19 protein-coding genes are annotated in these 18,976 nt (G+C 66.7%); 11 read left to right on the forward strand and 8 right to left on the reverse strand.

Going from position 1 to position 18,976, the window contains the following annotated elements:
* Positions 1-55: 55 nt before the first annotated feature.
* Positions 56-661, reverse strand: coding sequence for a PadR family transcriptional regulator (locus tag Pmi06nite_RS10270; RefSeq protein WP_203952665.1), 606 nt, complete (start codon positions 659-661; stop codon positions 56-58).
* Between the two features lie 95 nt (positions 662-756).
* On the opposite strand from Pmi06nite_RS10270, the gene Pmi06nite_RS10275 reads away from it, so the two are divergent.
* From Pmi06nite_RS10275 to Pmi06nite_RS10295, 5 genes are all read left to right on the forward strand, one after another.
* The gene (locus tag Pmi06nite_RS10275) at positions 757-1,683 is read left to right on the forward strand and encodes an alpha/beta fold hydrolase (RefSeq protein ID WP_275409557.1); all 927 of its coding nucleotides are present in this window, start codon (positions 757-759) and stop codon (positions 1,681-1,683) included.
* A 608-nt stretch (positions 1,684-2,291) separates the two neighbouring features.
* Entirely contained in the window at positions 2,292-3,896 is a 1,605-nt protein-coding gene (locus Pmi06nite_RS10280; protein WP_203952667.1) for an RCC1 domain-containing protein, read from the forward strand.
* Between the two features lie 210 nt (positions 3,897-4,106).
* The gene (locus Pmi06nite_RS10285) at positions 4,107-5,102 is read left to right on the forward strand and encodes an aldo/keto reductase (protein ID WP_308442489.1); all 996 of its coding nucleotides are present in this window, start codon (positions 4,107-4,109) and stop codon (positions 5,100-5,102) included.
* 6 nt (positions 5,103-5,108) lie between these two features.
* Complete coding sequence (locus tag Pmi06nite_RS10290) at positions 5,109-5,948, forward strand: helix-turn-helix transcriptional regulator (RefSeq protein ID WP_203952668.1); 840 nt, start codon at positions 5,109-5,111, stop codon at positions 5,946-5,948.
* 199 nt (positions 5,949-6,147) lie between these two features.
* The gene (locus tag Pmi06nite_RS10295) at positions 6,148-7,083 is read left to right on the forward strand and encodes a LysR family transcriptional regulator (protein WP_203952669.1); all 936 of its coding nucleotides are present in this window, start codon (positions 6,148-6,150) and stop codon (positions 7,081-7,083) included.
* 56 nt (positions 7,084-7,139) lie between these two features.
* On the opposite strand, the gene Pmi06nite_RS10300 is transcribed toward Pmi06nite_RS10295, so the two are convergent.
* Positions 7,140-7,493, reverse strand: coding sequence for a DoxX family protein (locus Pmi06nite_RS10300; protein ID WP_203952670.1), 354 nt, complete (start codon positions 7,491-7,493; stop codon positions 7,140-7,142).
* Positions 7,494-7,778: 285 nt separating this feature from the next.
* On the opposite strand from Pmi06nite_RS10300, the gene Pmi06nite_RS10305 reads away from it, so the two are divergent.
* Positions 7,779-9,059: an MFS transporter gene (locus tag Pmi06nite_RS10305; protein WP_203952671.1), complete on the forward strand. Its 1,281-nt coding sequence runs from the start codon at positions 7,779-7,781 to the stop codon at positions 9,057-9,059.
* Between the two features lie 101 nt (positions 9,060-9,160).
* On the opposite strand, the gene Pmi06nite_RS10310 is transcribed toward Pmi06nite_RS10305, so the two are convergent.
* The gene (locus Pmi06nite_RS10310; RefSeq protein WP_239113792.1) at positions 9,161-9,742 is read right to left on the reverse strand and encodes a DinB family protein; all 582 of its coding nucleotides are present in this window, start codon (positions 9,740-9,742) and stop codon (positions 9,161-9,163) included.
* A gap of 196 nt (positions 9,743-9,938) precedes the next feature.
* Positions 9,939-11,324 carry a serine hydrolase domain-containing protein gene (locus tag Pmi06nite_RS10315; protein WP_203952672.1) on the reverse strand — a complete coding sequence of 462 codons (1,386 nt, stop codon included), beginning with the start codon at positions 11,322-11,324 and terminating at the stop codon, positions 9,939-9,941.
* A gap of 121 nt (positions 11,325-11,445) precedes the next feature.
* Between Pmi06nite_RS10315 and Pmi06nite_RS10320 the strand changes: the two genes are divergently transcribed.
* Positions 11,446-12,135, forward strand: a complete 690-nt coding sequence (locus Pmi06nite_RS10320) for a TetR/AcrR family transcriptional regulator (RefSeq protein WP_203952673.1) — start codon at positions 11,446-11,448, stop codon at positions 12,133-12,135.
* 120 nt (positions 12,136-12,255) lie between these two features.
* Here the strand turns inward: Pmi06nite_RS10320 and Pmi06nite_RS10325 are convergent, their stop codons facing one another.
* Together Pmi06nite_RS10325 and Pmi06nite_RS10330 are read right to left on the reverse strand one after the other, a co-directional pair.
* Entirely contained in the window at positions 12,256-13,092 is an 837-nt protein-coding gene (locus Pmi06nite_RS10325; protein WP_203952674.1) for a hypothetical protein, read from the reverse strand.
* 260 nt (positions 13,093-13,352) lie between these two features.
* Positions 13,353-13,892 carry an RNA polymerase sigma factor gene (locus Pmi06nite_RS10330; protein ID WP_203952675.1) on the reverse strand — a complete coding sequence of 180 codons (540 nt, stop codon included), beginning with the start codon at positions 13,890-13,892 and terminating at the stop codon, positions 13,353-13,355.
* 488 nt (positions 13,893-14,380) lie between these two features.
* Here Pmi06nite_RS10330 and Pmi06nite_RS10335 point away from each other — a divergent pair, with 488 nt between their 5' ends.
* Positions 14,381-15,589, forward strand: a complete 1,209-nt coding sequence (locus Pmi06nite_RS10335; RefSeq protein ID WP_203952676.1) for a beta-propeller fold lactonase family protein — start codon at positions 14,381-14,383, stop codon at positions 15,587-15,589.
* A gap of 106 nt (positions 15,590-15,695) precedes the next feature.
* On the opposite strand, the gene Pmi06nite_RS42850 is transcribed toward Pmi06nite_RS10335, so the two are convergent.
* Positions 15,696-16,889, reverse strand: coding sequence for an aquaporin (locus Pmi06nite_RS42850; RefSeq protein ID WP_203952677.1), 1,194 nt, complete (start codon positions 16,887-16,889; stop codon positions 15,696-15,698).
* A complete protein-coding gene (locus Pmi06nite_RS10345) occupies positions 16,886-17,275 on the reverse strand; it encodes an ArsR/SmtB family transcription factor (RefSeq protein ID WP_203952678.1) in 390 nt (129 codons plus the stop codon). The genes Pmi06nite_RS42850 and Pmi06nite_RS10345 overlap by 4 nt, the downstream gene beginning before the upstream one ends.
* A 109-nt stretch (positions 17,276-17,384) precedes the next feature.
* Between Pmi06nite_RS10345 and Pmi06nite_RS10350 the strand changes: the two genes are divergently transcribed.
* The 3 genes from Pmi06nite_RS10350 to Pmi06nite_RS10360 form a co-directional block, all read left to right on the forward strand.
* On the forward strand, positions 17,385-17,546 hold the full coding sequence (locus Pmi06nite_RS10350) for a hypothetical protein (protein ID WP_203952679.1): 162 nt from the start codon (positions 17,385-17,387) through the stop codon (positions 17,544-17,546).
* Between the two features lie 37 nt (positions 17,547-17,583).
* The gene (locus Pmi06nite_RS10355; protein WP_203952680.1) at positions 17,584-18,042 is read left to right on the forward strand and encodes an ArsI/CadI family heavy metal resistance metalloenzyme; all 459 of its coding nucleotides are present in this window, start codon (positions 17,584-17,586) and stop codon (positions 18,040-18,042) included.
* 574 nt (positions 18,043-18,616) lie between these two features.
* A partial coding sequence (locus tag Pmi06nite_RS10360; protein ID WP_373317283.1) for an RCC1 domain-containing protein occupies positions 18,617-18,976 on the forward strand: 360 nt, incomplete at its 3' end.

An 18,976-nucleotide genomic window follows, 5' to 3' on the forward strand; every position in this document is an offset into this window, starting at 1 on the left:
GATCACGAAGCCGCGCGCAAACGCCTTTTCCTGGAGAAGCAAGGGCTCATGGATTTCACTCCGGGATTTCGGCGAAAGCCAGGAGGTCGGTGGCCGACCAGGTCAGGTTGCCACTACGCAGATCGTCCGTCACCGAGCGAAGCCACTGCAATTCAGCCGCCGAGACGGCGCGCAGATATTCGGCTTCGAGCATGGTGATGCGGGGAAGGCCGTGTCCGGTTTCAGCGCTCATTTCGGCGTCCAGTGTGGCCAGTGCCTCGCTCAGTGTTCTGACGCGCCGATCAAGGGCGTCGTGTATCTCTTGCGGGGCGAGCATCAGCAGGTGAGACAGCGCCGCTGGGAACTCGGGGAACTCCTGCTTGGGCGTGGCCAGCATGTCCAGCAGCCACTCGCGGGCCACGGCGCGTCCCGTATCGGTGATCTCATACACCGTCCTCTCCGGGTATGCCTGGTCCCGCTCCGTCTCCCGCACCCCGATCAGGCCGGCTGCGGTGAGGCGGTCGATCGTCCGGTAGAGGCTCGTTCGCTGGCCCACGTTGACCACCTTGTCCTTACCCCACTGTCTGATCAGGCGCTGGATCCCGTACGGGTGCAGCGGTTTGTACTGCAACAGCGCGAGGACGGTCAGGGCGAGCGGTGAGCCCGTACGAGGAGTGGTCATGTCTCCATACTATCGACGGTGATACTAGTTGACAAGAAACTAGTATCTTTGACACTATTCAGAAGTCGGCCACTACCGCTCAGAAGGACTCTGTGATGACCACCAATGAACGGCCTCAGACGGCGGAACTCACCACGAGCTTCGTCACCTCCGACGACGGCACCCGCATCGCTTTCCACACCATCGGGGACGGCCCGGGCATCGTGCTTCTGCACGGCTCCATGGAGACGGCCAGAAACCACATGGCCATGGCCGAAGAGTTGGCCGACGCGTTCACCGTCCACCTTCCCGACCGTCGCGGCCGCGGCCAAAGCGGGCCGTACGGTGATGACTACAGCGTGCGGAAGGAAGTGGAAGACCTCGACGCCGTTCTGAACGAGACGGGTGCCCACTATGTCTTCGGCGTCAGCGCCAGCGGTATCGCCGTGCTCGAGGCGGCACGCGAGTTGCCGGCGATTCACAAGGCCGCCGTCTACGAACCGGCGCTGTTTCTGGAGGACATCCCGCAGCTGACCGGGTGGGTCGACCGCTTCGATCGGGAAATGGCCGAAGGCAAGGTGACAGCCGCACTGGTGACGAGCATGCTCGGGCTTCGGCTCGGGCCGCCGATCATGAACATCATGCCGCGAGGGCTGCTGGCCTGGCTGACCGGCCTGCTGCTGAAGAGCGAGGACAAGAACGCCAAGCCGGGCGACGCGACCATGCGCATGCTCGCCCCGACTCTCCACTACGAAGGCGTGCTGCTGGCCGAGATGGCCGACACCCTGGACCGTTTCGCCGACGTGAAGGCTGAAGTGCTCCTGCTCAGCGGAAGCAAGGGGCTGCCCTTCCTCAAGCCTGCGCTGTCCGGCCTGGAGAAGACCATTCCCAACGTCGAACGGATCGAGTTCCCTGGGCTCGATCATGATGCGTCGGGTGATGTCAGCAAGCGAAACCCGGCCGGCCGTCCGGATGTCGTGGCAGCCGAACTCAGGCGCTTCTTCACCTCGGCGGGTGAGAGCCGAGACATCGGGACGAGGTAGCCGGACCGGCCACGTGATGCGCGGCGAAGGTCATCGGATGTTGCGACGAACGCCCCGTTTCTTGATCAGAAACGGGGCGTTTCGCTTAGTGAAGGCCAGGAGACAGGGCTCAGGCCCGGAGAGTTCGCAGGGTGCTCCGAGTCACCAGGTCAGCGCGTCGTCGCGTGTCCCCGGGGCGTCCGGGTGGCCTGACGTCCAGACGGTGATCCCGTCCGTCGCGGCTCCACAAAACCGACGATTGGTCATAACTGGCCTACAGGTCATGTAAACCGCATATCGCCTTAAGGCGTGATAGATCATAGTGAAGCGGTTCGCACGGTGATCGCGATCCGGAGATGGCCTGAACGCCTGCCTTGTCCGTCGAGACAGTGGATGGAAAAGGAAGCCCCTCTCCGGCACGGCGATCCGGCGCATGGCCGGTCCGGTAACGACGAGGAACAACCGCAGCGAGAACCATCGACTGCGCCGATCATGAAGGAACACGTTGCATGACTGGTCTGACGGCTGAGGCTTCGCCCGGCTCTGTTTCGGCGGACGCGGGTGGGCGGTTGCGAAGGTGGGGGCCAGGCGCTCGGGTGCGTGCCCTGGCGGTCGGTGTGGTGCTGACCGTGAGCGCTCTCGCAGTGGCAGCGCCGGGTCCGGCGGCGGCCTCCAGCGGCACCTCGTCCTTGTACGCATGGGGGCAAGGCAGCTCGGGGGAGTTGGGCAACGGGACGACGGGCGAACAACCCTCCCCGGTCGCTCTGCCCGCGCCGACGCAGGTGGCTCAGATTGCCGCCGGTAGTTTCCACAGCCTGGCGGTGCGCACGGACGGCACCGTGTGGGCGTGGGGCAACAACGATTTCGGCCAGCTGGGCAACGGGACGATGAAGTCCAGCTCGTCACCTGTGCGGGTGTCTGGCCTGACCGGCGTCGTACAGGTCGCAGCGGGTGGCTCCAACAGCCTCGCGTTGCGCTCGGACGGCACGGTGTGGGCCTGGGGCGACAACAGCATGCCGATCAATAACGGCCCCGTCACCCACCTCACCACTCCCGTACAGGTGGCCGGGTTGACCGGGATCACCCAGATCGCAGCCGGCGAGTACCACAGCCTCGCGTTGCGCTCGAACGGCACCGTGATGGCCTGGGGCTACAACCACACCGGGCAACTCGGCAACGGCACCACCGTCACAAGCAGAACCCCCGTCGCGGTCAGCGGCCTGACCAAGGTGACCCAGATCGCGGTCGGCTTTCTCAACAGTCTGGCGTTGCGCTCGGACGGCACCGTGTGGGCGTGGGGCAACAACACCGAGGGGGAGCTCGGTGACCTCACCGTCAAGAACCGCACCACCCCCGTGAAGGTGGCCAGGTTGACCGGGGCCACCCAGATCGCCGCCGGCCGCGACCACGGCCTCGCGTTGCGCTCGGACGGCACGGTGTGGGCCTGGGGTTTCAACCTCTACGGGCAGCTCGGTAACGGCACTCAGTACGACTTCGGGCCGGCCACCGTGCCAGGGCTGACCAACGTCGCTCGGGTGAGCGCGGGCGCCTGGCACAGTGTCGCGGTGCGCTCGGATGGCACCGTGATGGCCTGGGGCGACAACTCCAACGGGCAGCTCGGTGACGGCACCACCACCCACCGCTACAGCCCGGTCACCGTACCTGGGCTGAGCTCGGTGATCGAGGTCGCGGCCGGTCAGTACCACACGCTGGCAAAGGTGGGGCCGCCGACACTGACCGCCAAAGCGGCGATCACCGGCACCCGGATCGTCGGCGCCAAGCTGACCTGCAAGGCCGCCTTCATCGGCGCCACCTCGGTGAAGTACAGCTGGACGCGAGACGGAAAGGCGATCACCGGTGCGACCACCTCCGCCTACACACCGGTGACGGCCGATGCCGGTCACAAGGTGACCTGCAACATCTCCGGCGTCAACGGCCGAGGCAGCACCGGCACCTCCGCGACCGTCATCGCCTACATCCCGGCGAAGTTCACCGCGGGAACCCCACCGATCGCGCTGGTCGGCAAGTACTTCATCTACCGATTCCCGACGACGGGGACACCCGCGCCGACGGTCACACGCGCGTCCGGGACACTCCCGCCCGGCCTGAAGCTGGCCACCGGCGGCACCCTGTCCGGAACGCCCACCCGCAAGGGCACCTACACGTTCACCCTCAAGGCGACCGGCGGCGGCGGCACCTCCGCCACCGCCACCAAGACCGTCACCGTCCGCTGATCAGCGTGATCCCGGGGAATCGGCACACCACCGACTCCCCGGGACACCCCGAGTAGGCACGCAACGCACACCAAGCGCGACAAGAGAGTGTGGAGCGTCGTCCTGCGAGGACGGGGTTAAGCAGGACGCTGGAAGGTTCACGTCACGGCTCCATGCTTCTCATGCGGTCGCCGAACGGGCGGCCCAGCAGGGGAAGTGGACGAGCACACCATGAGCATGAACACACATCCGGTCGGCGGCCAGGGCCTGGTGACCTCAGTCGAGGGCCTCGGCACGATGGGCATGACCGCGATGTACGGCACTCCGGACGACGCGGAAGCCCTCGCCACCGTGCATCGGGCGATCGAGCTTGGTGTATCGATGTTCGACACCGCGGACATGTACGGACCGTTCAGCGGCGAGGAGTTGCTGGGGCGGGCGGTGTCGGCCCACCGTGACCAGGTCGTCGTGGCCACCAAGGGCGGTGGTGTGACCCTCGACGAGACGGGCAAGATCGTCGGCGGCCCGAACGGGCGGCCGGACTATCTGCGTGGTTCCGTCGAAGGATCCCTCCGCCGCCTGGGCACGGACCGCATCGACCTGTACTACCTGCACCGGGTCGACCCGAATGTGCCGCTGGAGGAGTCCTTCGGCGCTCTGGGCGAACTGGTCACCGAAGGAAAGCTGCGCTACCTGGGGATCAGCGAAGCGTCTGCGGAGAGCATCCGCGCCGCTCACGCCGCCGCGCCGCTCTCCGCGGTGCAGACGGAATACTCGTTGTTCACCCGCACCGTCGAATCCAACGGTGTCCTCGACACCGTTCGAGAGCTGGGCATCGGATTCGTGGCGTACTCGCCCCTGGGGCGCGGGATCCTCACCGGTGGTCTCCGGTCGGTGGAAGGGCTGCCGGAACGCGACTTCCGCCGTACGGCCCCGCGGTTCGCGGGGGAGAACCTGCGGCACAACCTCCAGCTGGTCGACAGGGTCCGCGCGATCGCCGACAATCGTGGTGTCGCGCCTGGTCGATTGGCGCTGGCCTGGGTGCTGGCGCAGGGCGTGACCGCGATCCCCGGCACCAAGCGCCGGGTCTACCTGGAAGACAACGTCGCCGCGGCAGACCTCGTGCTGGACACCGAGACACTTGCGGCGCTCGACGAAGCGGTGCCCGCCGGCGCCGTGGCGGGCGAGCGCTACACGCCGGTCGCGATGAGCGCAATCCAGGAGTGAGTGCACGTGAAACACGGCGACGTGGGCGGTTTCCTCAGGGCGCGTCGTGAGGCGCTCCGGCCGGCCGACGTCGGCCTCGTTCCCGGCGGCCGCAGGCGGACGCCGGGCCTGCGCCGCTCGGAGGTCGCCCTGCTGGCGGACGTGTCCGTGGACTACTACGAACGGCTCGAGCAGTCCCGCAACGCCAGGCCCTCCGAGGCGATGCTGGCGAGCCTGGCGCGGGCGTTGCGGCTGTCGGTGGACGAGCGCGACTACCTCTATGACCTGGCGGGCTATCCGCCGCCCCGGATGGGCGCGACCGGCGGCTATGTCGACCCGGCGATGATGTTCCTGCTCGACGCGCTGACCACGGTGCCCGCCCAAATCGGCGACGACCTGAACACGATGCTCGCGCAGAACCGGCTCAGCCGCGCGCTCGTAGGCCCCTGGCCGCTCGGCGACGATCGCCTGGGGAACGTGACCTGGCGCTGGTTCACCGATCCGGACTCGCGTGCCCTCAACGTGCCCGAGGAACACGAGGCGATCGGGCGAGGTTACGCGGCCGACCTGCGGGCCGCCGGCGCTCACCGTGGTCAGGACCCCGTCAGCGGACGGCTCATCGCCGACCTCATCGAAGCCAGCGAGGAGTTCTCCCGCTACTGGGACGACATGGAGGTCATCCCCCTGCGGTCCACTCGCAAGAAGTTGATCCACCCGTATGCCGGGGAGTTGGACGTGCAGTGTGACTTCGTGCTCAGCTCCACCACCGGACACCGCTTGGTGATCTTCCGGCCGCAGCCCGGCTCGGCCACAGCGGCGAATTTCGAGTTCCTGGACGCCCTGGGCCATCAGTCCTTCGAAGGCTGACCACCTTCGAAGAGTCAGCCTGCGTTTCCGCCGCTCAGACGCCTGATCGCGTCCCCGCTGGTCCCCTCGATCACCGCCCCATCGGGCACGCGACGGGCACGAGTGACAGACCACCGCGTGATCGAATTCGACGGCCCTTCCAGCGTGTCAGCGTGGTTTATAGTCTTTAACCCGTGCGTTAAAGATCGAGGGCGGGGTCGTGGAGCTTCGGGACATCGAGATCTTCCTGGTCTTGGCCGAGGAGCTGCACTTCAGCCGTACCGCCGAGCGCCTGCACGTGTCGGTGGCCCGGGTCAGCCAGGCAATCAAGAAGCAGGAACGCGCGATCGGCGGCGACCTGTTCGTGCGCGACAGCCGTAACGTGCGGCTGACCCCGCTCGGCGAGCGCCTGCACCGCGACCTCAAGGCCGGGTATCAGCTGATCGAGGAGGGCATCGAGGGCGCCAAGGCGGAGACCCGTGACGCGGTCGCCGGCCTCACGGTCGGTGTCATAGGTCCGCAGGCCCACGACCTCATGCCGGTGACCACCGCATTCAGGGCGCGCCATCCCGAATGCGGGCTGACGTTTCGCGAGGTGGGCTTCATCGAACCGCTGGCGCCGTTGCGGGCCGGCGAGGTCGACCTGCAGACCTGCTGGTTCCCTGCGGATGACGAGGGTCTGCGGGAAATGATCGCGAGTGAGCCGGACCTGACCCTCGGCCCGGTCGTGATCACAGAGCCGAAGGTTCTGATGACCGCGGATACGCATCCGCTCGCGCAGCGCGTTTCCGTGTCGATGGAGGAGCTCGGCGACTGTGTGCTGCTGGGTTTCGAGGGTCTCGATTCGATTCCCGACTATTGGGTGCAGATCCACTCTCCGACCCACACGCCTGGCGGCCGTCCCATCCCGCGCGGTCCCGCGGTCGGCAACTGGGAGGAGACCATGGCGAGGGTCACCGGCCGAACCGTGTGCCTGGTCTCCGCCGAGGCGCTCCGCTACTACCCGCGCCGCCCCGGCATCAGTTTCGTGCCGATTCACGATGCGCCGCGCGCCCGGTGGGGCCTGGTCTGGCGCACCGACCGTGAGACTCCGATGGCCCGCGCCTACGTCCGGGCGGTCCAGGACATCGGACCCCGCCACTTCGACCTGGACTGACACGTCATCCCTTTGTGAATCCCGGCGTTAAGAGATGTTGCGGGATTCGCCACGGATCACGACCAGTGGTAGAGCAGGTCCACGGCCAATGCGGCCACCGAAGTGGCGAAGAATCCGGCCCAGTTCGCGAGATTGTGAGACTCCACGCGCAGGTGCGCAAGGAGCGCGCCGATGAAATACAGCACGAGGGCGGCGGCAGCCAGTGTCCCCAGCATTGGCAGGGCGAACCCGCCCAACAGTCCCAAAGAGCCCGCCGCCAACAACATGCCCAACACCGGTGCCCACGACCGCGGCAAGCGCTTCATGTCCAGCTGAGCCTTGGGAAATTCATGGCCGATCAGGTAGACGACGGCGGCGCTGCCGTACAACAGCGAGGCGAAGATGGTGATCGTCGCGTAAACGGCGAACATGAGCCCTCCTTCAGGGGGTTTGCTTCAAGAGCTTCCGTTGAGAAAGCCGGCCGGTGCACCGTTGATCGCTGCGCGTCTTCGATGGGCGGCGCGAGGTATGACGACCATCTGAGCGTGCGCGAGAGCCGGCGTGCGCGTGGGCATGGCGAGGTCTCCCTTCGCGGTCTCGGCGGTGTTTGAGCCTTGCGACCCGGTGGCCCAGTAGTCCGACGAAACAACTGCCGGGAATGTGAGGCGACGCGCCCCCGGCATGGACAGGGTTGCGGCTGTGCCACCATCGGTCGGATGGCCGATGACGATGGAAAGCGTCCCTCGATCTGGCGTCATCGCGAGTTCCTGTTGTTATGGGGCGGCCAGACGGTCAGCGAAATGGGGTCGCAGGTCACCGTCCTCGCCCTGCCGTTGGTCGCCGTCGTGGTGTTGGAGGCCTCCGCGCTCCAGGTCAGCCTGTTGGCGGCGGCGGAGACGAGTGCCTACCTGCTGGTGGCGCTGCCGGCCGGGGCCATAGTCGACCGGGTCGCCAAGCGCCCGCTGATGATCTGGTGCAACCTCGCGCTGTTCCTGGTGATCGGCTCGGTGCCGCTGGCGCACGCCGTCGGGGCGCTGACGCTCGCCCAGCTCTACGCCGTCGCGCTGCTCTCCAGCGTCTTCTCTGTGTTCTTCTCGGTGGCCTATCAGAGCTATCTGCCGGTGCTGCTCGACCGCGCCCAGCTCATGGACGGCAATGGCAAGCTCGCCACCTCCCGGTCGGTCGGGCAGATCGCCGGACCCAGTCTGGGCGCAGGACTGGTGACGGTGGTCGGCGCCGCAGGCGCGATGGCCGCCGACGCTCTCTCCTTTGCGCTGTCGGCGGGCTCGCTGACAGCGATCCGTACCCGCGAGCCGCGCCGACCCCGAGCGGAGGCCGACCCGCGGCCCAGGCTGTGGTCACAGATCCGTGAGGGACTCGCCTACGTCACCCGCGATCCCATCCTGCGGAACTCGGTGGCCTTCAACGGCACAGCCAACTTCTTCGTCATCATGGTGGAGACCCTCGGCCCGGTGTTCCTGATCCGCACGCTGCATCTGCGTCCTGGCCTGGTCGGGCTGCTGCTGGCGCTGGGGGCCGTCGGCGGGATGGCCGGCGGGATGGCGGCGCGGTATCTCGCCCGGAAGGTCGGCTCGGCCCGGATCAGCTGGATCTCGATGACCGTGCTGTCACTGCCCGGCCTGCTGATCCCGCTGGCCGGGCACGGCTGGTGGGTGCTGCTGTTCGGCTTCGGCTGGATCTCGTGGACCTTCGCCTCCACCGTCGCGGGTATCTCGCTGACCAGTTACCGCCAGGCCGCCTGCCCGCCGGACATGCTCGGCCGGGTCAGCGCCGCCGCACGCTGGATCAACTGGGGCACATTGCCGCTGGGCGGCCTGGCCGGCGGCGCGCTCGCCACCGCCCTCGGCGTTCGGACCACCTTGTGGATCGCCGTGATCGGCGGCTGCTGCGCGGGACTGTGGCTGTTCTTCTCACCCTTGCGCGGCATGCGCGACATCCCTCTCGGAACGCCCGAGCCCGAGCCCGTCGGCGGATAGCCGTAACGCGACCGCGATCTCGTCGGGCGGTCAACACGGGCTTCGCGCGCGGACCAGGGCGGCTGTACCTCAACGGGGCCGGCGCACCCTACCCGTGATCATTACTGGCCTATGCGTCCGTCGATCCGCTCGCGCAACAGGTCGACGTGACCCATGTGGCGGCCATACTCCCAGATCGTTCCGACCAGCACCTCGCGCAGCGACATCGCCCCTCCACCGCTGCCATGCTGATTCAAGGGATCGTCGCCGGTGATGTCGAGACTGGGCGCCTCGGCCACGAACCGCTCGGCGAAGTCCACCTCCGCACGCCAGGCGTCCCACGCCTCCGCAACCACCTGAGGGTCGGGAACAGCACCATCGAAATCGCCGTCACGGTCGGTCTCGGAGGTGAACAGTCGGGGCACGTCCTGTCCCGCCATCATCACCCGGAACGTCGCACGCTCCACCTCGGCCAGGTGTCGCACCAGCCCCAGGAGCGACATCGTCGACGGCTCAACGGAACGCCGCGCCATGGCCTCCGCATCAAGACCTGCGCATTTCATCTCCAACGTGAGGCGTCCGAAGCGCACGGCTTCGACCAGCGTCGTGCGCTCGTCGCCCAACGTCGGTCCGTTCTCACGGGGGTCGTCGTCAGACGGCTTGCCGTCCGCGGTGAACATGTCGGCTCGTCGGGTCGTCGCCATAGCCGCAATCATCGGCGACGCGCATGGCGGCGACAACTGATTAACGACACCTGCACTCATGGTCCTGGCAGCCCACGGTTCGGAGAGCTAATGGCACAAAAAGCCCCGTTTCTTGATCAGAAACGGGGCTTTTTGCCGGGTGGAGCCTAGGCTGACAGCACGACGATCACGCTCCCGACCTGCAGCCCGACCGCTGCTATTCGGAGGCCGCCGAGACGCGCTTGGACCACCGGCCGGCGAGGTCTACTCCGACGACCGCGTCGTCGTCGCGGGTGAAGAAGCCGCGCTGGCCCTTGAGGGCGCCGCTGGTGACGATGTATTCGTCGGTGTCGCCGGGCAGCAGGCCGAGATCGGCCGGCGGGAGATCCGGGGGAAGTTCGGTGTCCGTGGCCGCGCGGATTTCCGGTTTGATCCCGCATTCGATCGTCAATCCGGTCCCATTCGTGGCGATGGTGAGCGTCATCATGTCGTTTTCGTAGCTCCCGACAACCTCCCGGGCTCGGGCCTCGTCATAGGGAAGCGGCTCCGGGTCCCGGTCGACCACCCCCAGATAGTGCTCGAGCGCCCATCGCACGACGGATTGGTTGAAGGCGAGGCCCCCGTCTGGGCCCGCGTTGGACAGCGCGACGACGGCGAAGTCCCGTTCGGGCACGATGAGAAGCTCGGCGAACTGGCCGTTGGCTGATCCGCCGTGCCCGACGGTGCGCACACCATCCACGTCACGCAGAAACCAGCAGATGCCGAAGGCGTCGCCCAGCGTGCTGCCCCGCAATTCGACCGTCTGCTCCTTCATCCGCTGCAGCACCTCGGCGGGCAGCACCTGGGCACCGTCCTCCGCGCGACCGTCACCGAGATGGAACCGGGCCCATCGAAGCTGGTCGGCCACCGAGGACGCGCCGCCACCGCCGGGGTTGTTGGCGCGGGTGTCCTTCCACTGCCGGGCGACGACCGGAGTTCCGTCCTCGCTGAGGTTGTGCCCCACCGCGAACCGCCGGGTCATGACGTCACCGGTCGCGAAGGAACTGTGCGACAGCCCCAGCGGCTCGAACAGGAGCGAGGCGATGGCCTGCTCATAGGTCAGACCCGTGGCCTTTTCGATGATCCTCCCGACGAGGTTGTACCCCACCTGGCTGTAGGAGGCCCGGGCCCCAGGTGGTGCGATCAGCTCCGACTCGGCCATGTTCTCCACATACGCGGCCAGGGCGTCATCCCCCTCGCCGGTCTCGACGCTCATCCTCCAGTCCAGCCCTGCGGTGTGGTTGAGCAGCTGCGACACGGTGATCTCCGCCGCGGCCCGCTCATCCGGCAGGCTGAACTCGGGGACATACCGGCGCACCGGCGCGTCCAGTTCGACCCGCCCCTCAGCGACCAGGCGCATCAGCGCGGTCGCGGTGAAGGACTTCGTGACCGATCCCAGCACGAACAGCGTGTCGGCGTCGACGGGCAGCGGGTTGTCGACGCTCGTCACGCCGTGACACGCGTACAGCTCCCTCCCGCCCACCCACACCCCGACGGCGACGCCGGGAACGCCGAACTTGGTGGCCGTCGTGTCGACGAACTGCGCCAGCGTGTTCTGTGACATCTCATTCTCCGTTCAGCGACTTGCACTGCGTTCAAGTAGGACGCTAATTCATACTTGAACGTTGTGCAAGTGGCCTCTTGAACATTGTGCAAAAACGAGTCGGGTGGCATATTGTGGGCGGATGCCGCGTGACACGCTGACCCGCGAACAGATCGTCAAGGCAGCCATCGAGCTGCTGGACGACGAAGGCCTGGAAGGCCTGAACATGCGCGCGCTGGGCAAGCGGCTGGGCTCCGCGGCCACCGCCGTCTATTGGCACGTGGGCAGCAAGGACAACCTCATCACCCTCGCCGGCGACGAGGTGTGGCACCAGATCGCGCTGCCCGACCTGGCCACGACCGACTGGCGGACGGCCGCCACACAGATGGCCACCGACCTGCACACGATGCTCACCCGCCACTCCTGGCTGGTGCAGGCCTTCGGCTCGTACATGATCTTCGGCCCCGGCAAGGCCCGCCATGACGACCACGGCCTCGCCATCTACGAGGCGGCCGGATTCACCATGGCGCAGGCCGATCAGGCAGCAGCCATCGTCTTCACCTTCGTGCTCGGCAACGCCCTCGTCCCGGCCGCAGCCGCATCATTCGCCAAGAAGCTCGGCCGCGACGGCGGCAACGCCGAGGCGCTGATGCACGAAAGCATGGCAAAGGCCCACGAGATCGCGGCGCAGTTCCCACGGCTGCGCGCCCGCCTCGACACAGCCGTCACCGACTACGCCACGGCCCCCGACAACACCTTCCAGTTCGGCCTCCAAGCCATCCTCGATGGCCTCGAAGCCCGACTCAGCGCACGCGTTTCGGGTGGAGCCTAGGGGGTTCGAACCCCTGACCTCCTGCGGGCAAAGACGTACGCCGATCTTGCCCCACCAGCGGAAACGCGGATCAGCGCACTGATCGTCTTCCCTGCTCGACCCTGCGCAATCCGCAATGCTTCAGGGGCCGCAGGTCTGCTGCTCCCGGAGCGTGCAGCCCTGGGGAAGTCCTGGATCCTCGTCGGTCCAGCCCATCTGAGTGAACGTGAGCTGATCGATCACGGTGCCCTTCGGCAGGCTGGAGAAGTCGCCCGCGCCGCCTCTCCGCGCCGGGTCTCGTTTCAGCAGCACGTACTCGAGGGCCGACAACTTTCCCGTAGCGGGGTCGAAGACGACATGCTGTTCGAGATAGCCGTCCTGGAGTGCCCGGGCGATCGTCACGGTGCCTGAGCGACGGATCACCCGTGCGCCGGGAAGCTCTGTGAGCATGCGATAGAAGGCGGTACGCGTCGCCGAGGAGATCGGCAACTGCGTGAGGATGTCCGTGCTCGTCCCCCAGAGCCAATCGTCCTTGGTCGGCATGTCCTTCGCGGGTACGTCCCAGGCTTTCTCCGGGTGGTCACCCTCGGGCCAGAAACGGAGGATCGCGGACCTCAGCGTTGAGGGATCGCCGGGCAATTTCATGGGATCCAGGTTCGTCAATGGAGGCCCGGAAAAACCGTTCTGCCAGAACCAACTCCCAGGCAACAGGTCGAACTTGGTCTGGCCGACGCGCAGGTCGGCGGCTCGGCATTTCAGGTATTCACAGGACTCGGGGGAACCCGCGCGCTTCCACGCTCTCCGATCGGCGGCGGTGGCCGGTTCCGAACTGAGGAACCGCTTTTCGTCTACCAGATTCGCTTCAGGACCCCATGCTGCTGTTTCGTCGACGAGGCCTGTGCGTCGCCATTGGACGTGGCTGAGGCGCTGCCGTAGGAAGTAATTCCCGCTTGTTCGCCAGAGCCTGTTCTCCTCCATGATCACTCGCCAGTACCGCCCCGATGAGGATTCCCGCCGGTCTGCCGGAGAGGCCGGAAAGGGCCCCGTCAGACGGGGGATCCCCACGATCGCGACGATCACCGTCACCGTGGCCAGGGCCGCCAGGGCCGCCGCCGCCGGCTTCCCGGACCGTCGTCGCGTCCGCGAGCCCCTCAGCACCCTGGCCCTGACCGCGGCCGTCTGTTCGGGATCGGAAGGAGGTGCGTCTGGCATGGCGGTGTCGATGAGCTTGAACTCATTCATTCAGGGCCCCATCTCAACGATTCGTTCAGCTTGGTCCTGGCCCGGTTGAGCCTGGAGGCCACCGTGCCGTAGGCGATCCCGAGTGCTGCGGCGACCTCGTCGTAGGTCAAGCCGCTGTACGCGATGAGCAGGACCACGTCTCGCTCGCCGGGGGACAGTCTCGCCAGCGCCCCCGAGAGCCGGCCGACCGTCGTCCCCGCGCTGACCTGGTCGACGATCCGCTGGTCGTGGCGGTCATCGTCCGTCGGTGGCCCCGTTCGGGCCAGTGCGCGGTAGCGGCGTAACTCGCTCCGCCGATGGCGGCCGATCAGATTGGTGGCTATGCCGTACAGCCAGGGCCGGATCATGCCTTTCTGCGGGTCGAACCGGTGGCGTCGGCGGAACGCGATCAGAAAGGTCTCTGCGGCCAGGTCCTCGGCGATGTCGAGGTCGAGGCGCCGTCCGATGTAGCGGCGGATCTCTTCGTAGTGCGCGTCGAAGACGGTGCCGAACCGCTCGGGATCGACCACCGAGGCGGCATCGGGGACAGCGATCATGCAAGGGGCTCCCTTGCCGGAAGGACAGGACATACCTTCTTGCCCGTACGGCCTGGACCCTTCCATACATTTCTCAGGCCTGAAGTTCGGGGCACGCAACGGGCACGGAGGCCGGAGAAGGCCGAACAACGATCAAAGCCCAGGTCGGGAAAAGTAACCCTGAGCTGGGCTTTCGTATGGGTGGAGCCAAGGACTCGGCCTGTGCCTCAGAGTCGATGTTCCATAGCCGTGGTCAACTCCGTCTCGGCCCAGGCTGACCCAACCGCCGTCACATCGATGCACTGACCAGTTACCGACCACAAGGGCACAAGTCGGCGCGTCTCCTCCCAATGCGCAATGCCGTGCAGGCGTACAACCGGGCCTGTCATCGTCGATCGATTTGGGAGATCCGAATGCTTGCGCGTTGGAAGAGAAATACGGCGCAGAATCGTTGTCCGAAGCTGCCCGGAGGGCGTCAAGAGCGCGGGCGATTCCGAATCCGGCCATTGGTGGCCGCGGCCGCCATCGCGATCGGGCTGGCGCCGCCGGCAGCAGTGGCTGGGCCCGCTCTGGCCGGGCAGAAGCCCGTGCCGGGAGAATTCGCCTACGTCAACAACAACGGCAACAGCACCGTGTCGAGGCTCAACACCACGATCAACAAAATCGTCGCCACCATCCCCCTCCCTCCCGGGGCCAATACGATCGGGTCGGAGGTCACGCCGAACGGCGCCTTCTACTACGTGGCCAACGCCGGCATCGACAACGTCACGAAGATCGACACCTTCACCAACAGAATCGTCGCCGTCATCCACCTCCCCCCGGGGTCTGCTCCCAACGGAGTGGGGATCACGCCGGACAGCCGCTTCATCTACGTCACCAACAAGGGCAGCAACTCCGTCACGAAGATAAGCGTGGCCACCAACGCCATCGTCGCCACCATCCCCGTCGGGACCGCTCCCGAGTCAGTGGCGGTCACGCCGAACGGCGCCTTCGCCTACGTCTCCAACAGCGTCAGCAACGACGTCACGAAGATCAGCGTCGCCACCAACACCGTCGACGTCCTCAGCATCCCCGTCGGGAGCGCTCCTCGGGGGGTGAAGATCACGCCGAACGGCGCCTTCGTCTACGTCGCCAATAACGGCAGCAACAACGTCTCGAAGATCAACGCCGCTGACAACGCCGTCACCACCATCCCCGTCGGAACCGGTCCGACCTGGTTGTCGATCACGCTGGACAGCGCCTTCACCTACGTCACCAACAACGGCAGCAACAACGTCTCGAAGATCAGAGTCGCCGACAACGCCGTCGTCGCCACCATCCCCGTCGGAATCGGTCCCAGGGGGATGTGGATCAACACCAGCGGCACCCAGGTCTACGTGGCCAATCACGACAGCAACACGGTGTCGGTGATCAATGTCGCCGCCGACGCCATCGACGACACCATCTACTTCCCCTACGGGGCCGGTCCCGAAGGAGTCGCGTTTGGGCGCCATCCCGTTCCCGCGAAGGTGACCAAGACTCAGAGCTCCTCAACCTCCGGCGGCATCGTCAGAAGTAAGAACGAGAACTTCACCGGCGTCGTCGCCACAGGGGGCAATGGGGACAAGATCAGCAAGAAGATGGCCGGCATCGACTCCTTCGTGCAGCAGGTGAAGCAGCGCCATCTCCATAACCCTGCCCTCACCAAGCATCTGATGGGCGCCGGGCAACACGGCTGAGCATCTCAGGGAACGGACGGTCAATGAGCGCCCCCTGACCTCGCTGGAGGCAGGGGGCGCCTTGGCGCATCTGCTGTGTGTGGATGCCCGATGGCCGTAGTCGGTGTCAGTGGGCGGGGACGAGTTCGGCGAGGAGTTCGCGGACCCGCTTGTCGATCTCTTCGCGGATGGGGCGGACCTGGTCGACCGGCTTGCCTGCGGGGTCATCGAGTGCCCAGTCCAGGTATCGCTTGCCGGGGAAGATCGGGCAGGCGTCTCCGCACCCCATGGTGATGACGACGTCGGCGGTCTGGACCGCTTCGGTGGTCAGGGGCTTGGGGAACTCCTTGGTCAGGTCCAGGTCGAGTTCCTCCATGACCTGGATGACGGCGGGGTTGATGGTGTCGGCGGGGGCCGAGCCGGCGGAGCGGACGCGGACCTTGCCTTGGGCGTGGTGGTCGAGCAGGGCGGCGGCCATCTGGGAGCGTCCCGCGTTGTGCACGCAGACGAACAGCACCTCGGGGATGTCGGACACAAGCGCTCCTTGGACTTGGGCTGTGGCGCGTGGCGCCTCGTGGGAGGAGATTGGGCGTGCGGGGTTCTGCGTGACCGGTTCACGGTCGACGCTGGCCCGTCGCGTCGGGTAGAGGCTGGTCACGAGGACGACACCAAGCGCAGCGCCGACGAGTTGGGCGGCGATGAACCCGGGGATGGACGCGGGGGCGATCCCGGCGAAGGTGTCGGAGAATCCGCGGGCGATCGTCACGGCGGGGTTGGCGAAGCTGGTCGAGCTGGTGAACCAGTACGCGGCCCCGATGTAGGCGCCGATGACCGGCGGGGCCAGATGCGCGCGCCCTTGTCGCGGCAAGGCGACCACCAGGGCGACGAGGCCGGCCGTCGCGACGACCTCTCCCACCCACAAACCAGGCGATGACCGGTCATGGGTCGACACACTCACGGCGTGCAGGTCGAACATCGCATTGGCGAGCATCGCGCCGGCGATACCGCCGATGATCTGCGCAGGCAGGTAGGCGGCCACATCCCGTGCGCCGAGTCCGGCACGGTTTCGGCGGCCGAGCAACCAGTCCACCAGGGACACCACCGGGTTCAGGTGCGCCCCGGAGACCGGACCAACCAGCACGATGATGACCGGCAGGGCGGCGGCCGTGGCTGCGCTGTCGGCGAGCAGTTGCACACCGACGTCAGGCGACAGGCGCGCGGCCATGATCCCGGACCCGACCACGACGGCGACCAGCAGGCCCGTGCCGAGAGACTCGGCGAAAGCACGCCGGATGAGGCTGGGAGCCTTGCCCGTGCTCATGCCGGGGTGCCGGCCAGAGCTGACGCGGGGCTGAGCAGGGCGGACATCCGGGCCAGAACGCTCGGGTTGATCCAGTAGTAGACCCAGGTGCCCCGGCGTTCGGAGTCGATGAGTCCGGCCTGCTTGAGCACCTTGAGATGGTGGCTGATCGTCGGCGCGGTCAGATCGAACGCGACGGTCAGATCACACACGCACGCCTCGCCGCCCTCATGGCAGGCGATCAACGACAGCAGGCGCAGCCGAACCGGGTCGGCGATCGCCTTGAACAGCGGAGCAAGCTCCGTCGCCTCGGCCTCGTCCAGCGGTTCACACACCAACGGCGCGCAGCACGCCTCGGCCGCCACCTGAACGCCCACGTCCACGATCGGCAACTCTTGCTTCGACATATCTCTAATTTGACAGATATCTATGCACGAGTGCAAGCTGAGCCCAGCGCGCTACTTAGACGCTTATCAAATCAGGAGAGTTGTGACGGCCCATCGACTTTCTGCCCTGATGCGCAAGACCGCCGGCAAGGCCGGTCGAGTTCGCGGTTCGGTGACCTTCAACGAGGCCACCGGAGAAGTCTGCGACGGCGCCTGCCGCAGTGACGCCCGACTCGATCGGGCCCGCACGTTCGCCATCTCGGCCACCCTCGGCTACCCACCGCTGACCTAGCCCACCCGTCCGATCCACCCCCTTCAGGAGGACCGCCATGTCCCGTGTTCAGCTCGCCCTCCGTGTCGCCGACCTGGAAGGCTCCGTCGCCTTCTACTCCAAGCTGTTCGGCGTCGAGCCGGCCAAGCGTCGGCCCGGCTACGCCAACTTCGCCATCACCGAGCCTCCGCTGAAGCTCGTGCTCCTGGAAGGCGAGGGCGGCGAACCGACCCGCATGGACCACCTCGGCGTAGAAGTCGAAGACAGCAGTCAGGTCACCGCCGCTACCGACCGACTCAAGGAAGCCGGTCTCGCGACGTTCGAGGAGAACGACACCACCTGCTGTTACGCGGTCCAGGACAAGGTGTGGGTCACCGGTCCCGGCAGTGAGCCATGGGAGGTCTACGTGGTCAAAGCCGACGCCGACAGCCTGACCAAGGAAACAGCCTCCGTCTGCTGCACTCCCGCAGGCGTCACCGACGAGGCCCCGAAGGCCGCCGCGTCGTCCTGCTGCTGACGGGCACCAGCCGGCTCACCCTCTTGCCATGCAGTGATCGGATCGAGGGTGCGTGACCGCGGACACGGCAGTCACCCAGTTTGTCACTCACCCCCGCGTCACAGCGATCGGCGAGGGAGAGTCTTCCGAGGTGGTGCCTGGGAGCTGTTGCCGCCGGCCCGCGGCTCGGAGCGAAAGCCTGCGCGAACACCTCGCCGCGTCGACTTCACCGTCACGGCACCACAAAACTGACGATTAGTCGTAACTGTCATACAGGTCATGCAAAACGCATATCGGTTCAATGCGTGATAGATCATGGTGGACCGCTCTGTGCGGTGATCGCCGTTCGGAGACGGTCTCGGCCGCCTGCCTTGTCTGTCGGGCAGTGGCATCGGAAGGGGTCTCCGTCTCCGTCCCGGCGATCCGACGCACAGCCGGTCCGGCGGCGACGAGGAACATCCGCAGCGAACACCAATGACTGCGCTGATCACGAGGGGCACATCCCATGGCTGGATTGATGGCCGGAGCTTCGCCCGGCTCTGGTGACGTGGAGACGGTGGGTGGGCGGTTGAGAAGCCGGACGCCCAGTGGTCGGATGCGTGCCGCGGCGGCCGGTCTGGTGCTGGCCGTGAGCGCTCCCGCAGTGGCGGTCCTCGGTCCGGCGAGCCCGGCGGCGGCCTCCAGTGGCACCTCGACCGTGAATGCGTGGGGCGATAACTTCTGGGGGCAGTTGGGCACCGGGACGACGGACAGCGAGCCCTCCCCGGTGCCTGTGACCGGACTCAGCCAGGTGGCCGAGACTGCCACGGGCCTCTACCACAGTCTCGCACTGCGCACGGATGGCACCGTGTGGGCCTGGGGCTACAACCAATCTGGGCAACTCGGCGACGGCACCGATACCGACCGCACCACCCCGGTGAAGGTGGCCGGATTGACCGGGGTGACCCAGATCTCC

The organism is Planotetraspora mira (assembly GCF_016863275.1).
Taxonomy (GTDB): Bacteria; Actinomycetota; Actinomycetes; order Streptosporangiales; family Streptosporangiaceae; genus Planotetraspora; species Planotetraspora mira.

Coding starts and splice junctions, on each gene's coding strand:
- Pmi06nite_RS10270 (WP_203952665.1), bottom strand. CDS start 661: ATGACCACTCCTCGTACGGGCTCACCGCTCGCCCTGACCGTCCTCGCG.
- Pmi06nite_RS10275 (WP_275409557.1), top strand. CDS start 757: ATGACCACCAATGAACGGCCTCAGACGGCGGAACTCACCACGAGCTTC.
- Pmi06nite_RS10285 (WP_308442489.1), top strand. CDS start 4,107: ATGAGCATGAACACACATCCGGTCGGCGGCCAGGGCCTGGTGACCTCA.
- Pmi06nite_RS10300 (WP_203952670.1), bottom strand. CDS start 7,493: ATGTTCGCCGTTTACGCGACGATCACCATCTTCGCCTCGCTGTTGTAC.
- Pmi06nite_RS10305 (WP_203952671.1), top strand. CDS start 7,779: ATGGCCGATGACGATGGAAAGCGTCCCTCGATCTGGCGTCATCGCGAG.
- Pmi06nite_RS10310 (WP_239113792.1), bottom strand. CDS start 9,742: ATGGCGACGACCCGACGAGCCGACATGTTCACCGCGGACGGCAAGCCG.
- Pmi06nite_RS10315 (WP_203952672.1), bottom strand. CDS start 11,324: ATGTCACAGAACACGCTGGCGCAGTTCGTCGACACGACGGCCACCAAG.
- Pmi06nite_RS10320 (WP_203952673.1), top strand. CDS start 11,446: ATGCCGCGTGACACGCTGACCCGCGAACAGATCGTCAAGGCAGCCATC.
- Pmi06nite_RS10325 (WP_203952674.1), bottom strand. CDS start 13,092: ATGGAGGAGAACAGGCTCTGGCGAACAAGCGGGAATTACTTCCTACGG.
- Pmi06nite_RS10330 (WP_203952675.1), bottom strand. CDS start 13,892: ATGATCGCTGTCCCCGATGCCGCCTCGGTGGTCGATCCCGAGCGGTTC.
- Pmi06nite_RS42850 (WP_203952677.1), bottom strand. CDS start 16,889: ATGAGCACGGGCAAGGCTCCCAGCCTCATCCGGCGTGCTTTCGCCGAG.
- Pmi06nite_RS10345 (WP_203952678.1), bottom strand. CDS start 17,275: ATGTCGAAGCAAGAGTTGCCGATCGTGGACGTGGGCGTTCAGGTGGCG.
- Pmi06nite_RS10350 (WP_203952679.1), top strand. CDS start 17,385: ATGCGCAAGACCGCCGGCAAGGCCGGTCGAGTTCGCGGTTCGGTGACC.
- Pmi06nite_RS10355 (WP_203952680.1), top strand. CDS start 17,584: ATGTCCCGTGTTCAGCTCGCCCTCCGTGTCGCCGACCTGGAAGGCTCC.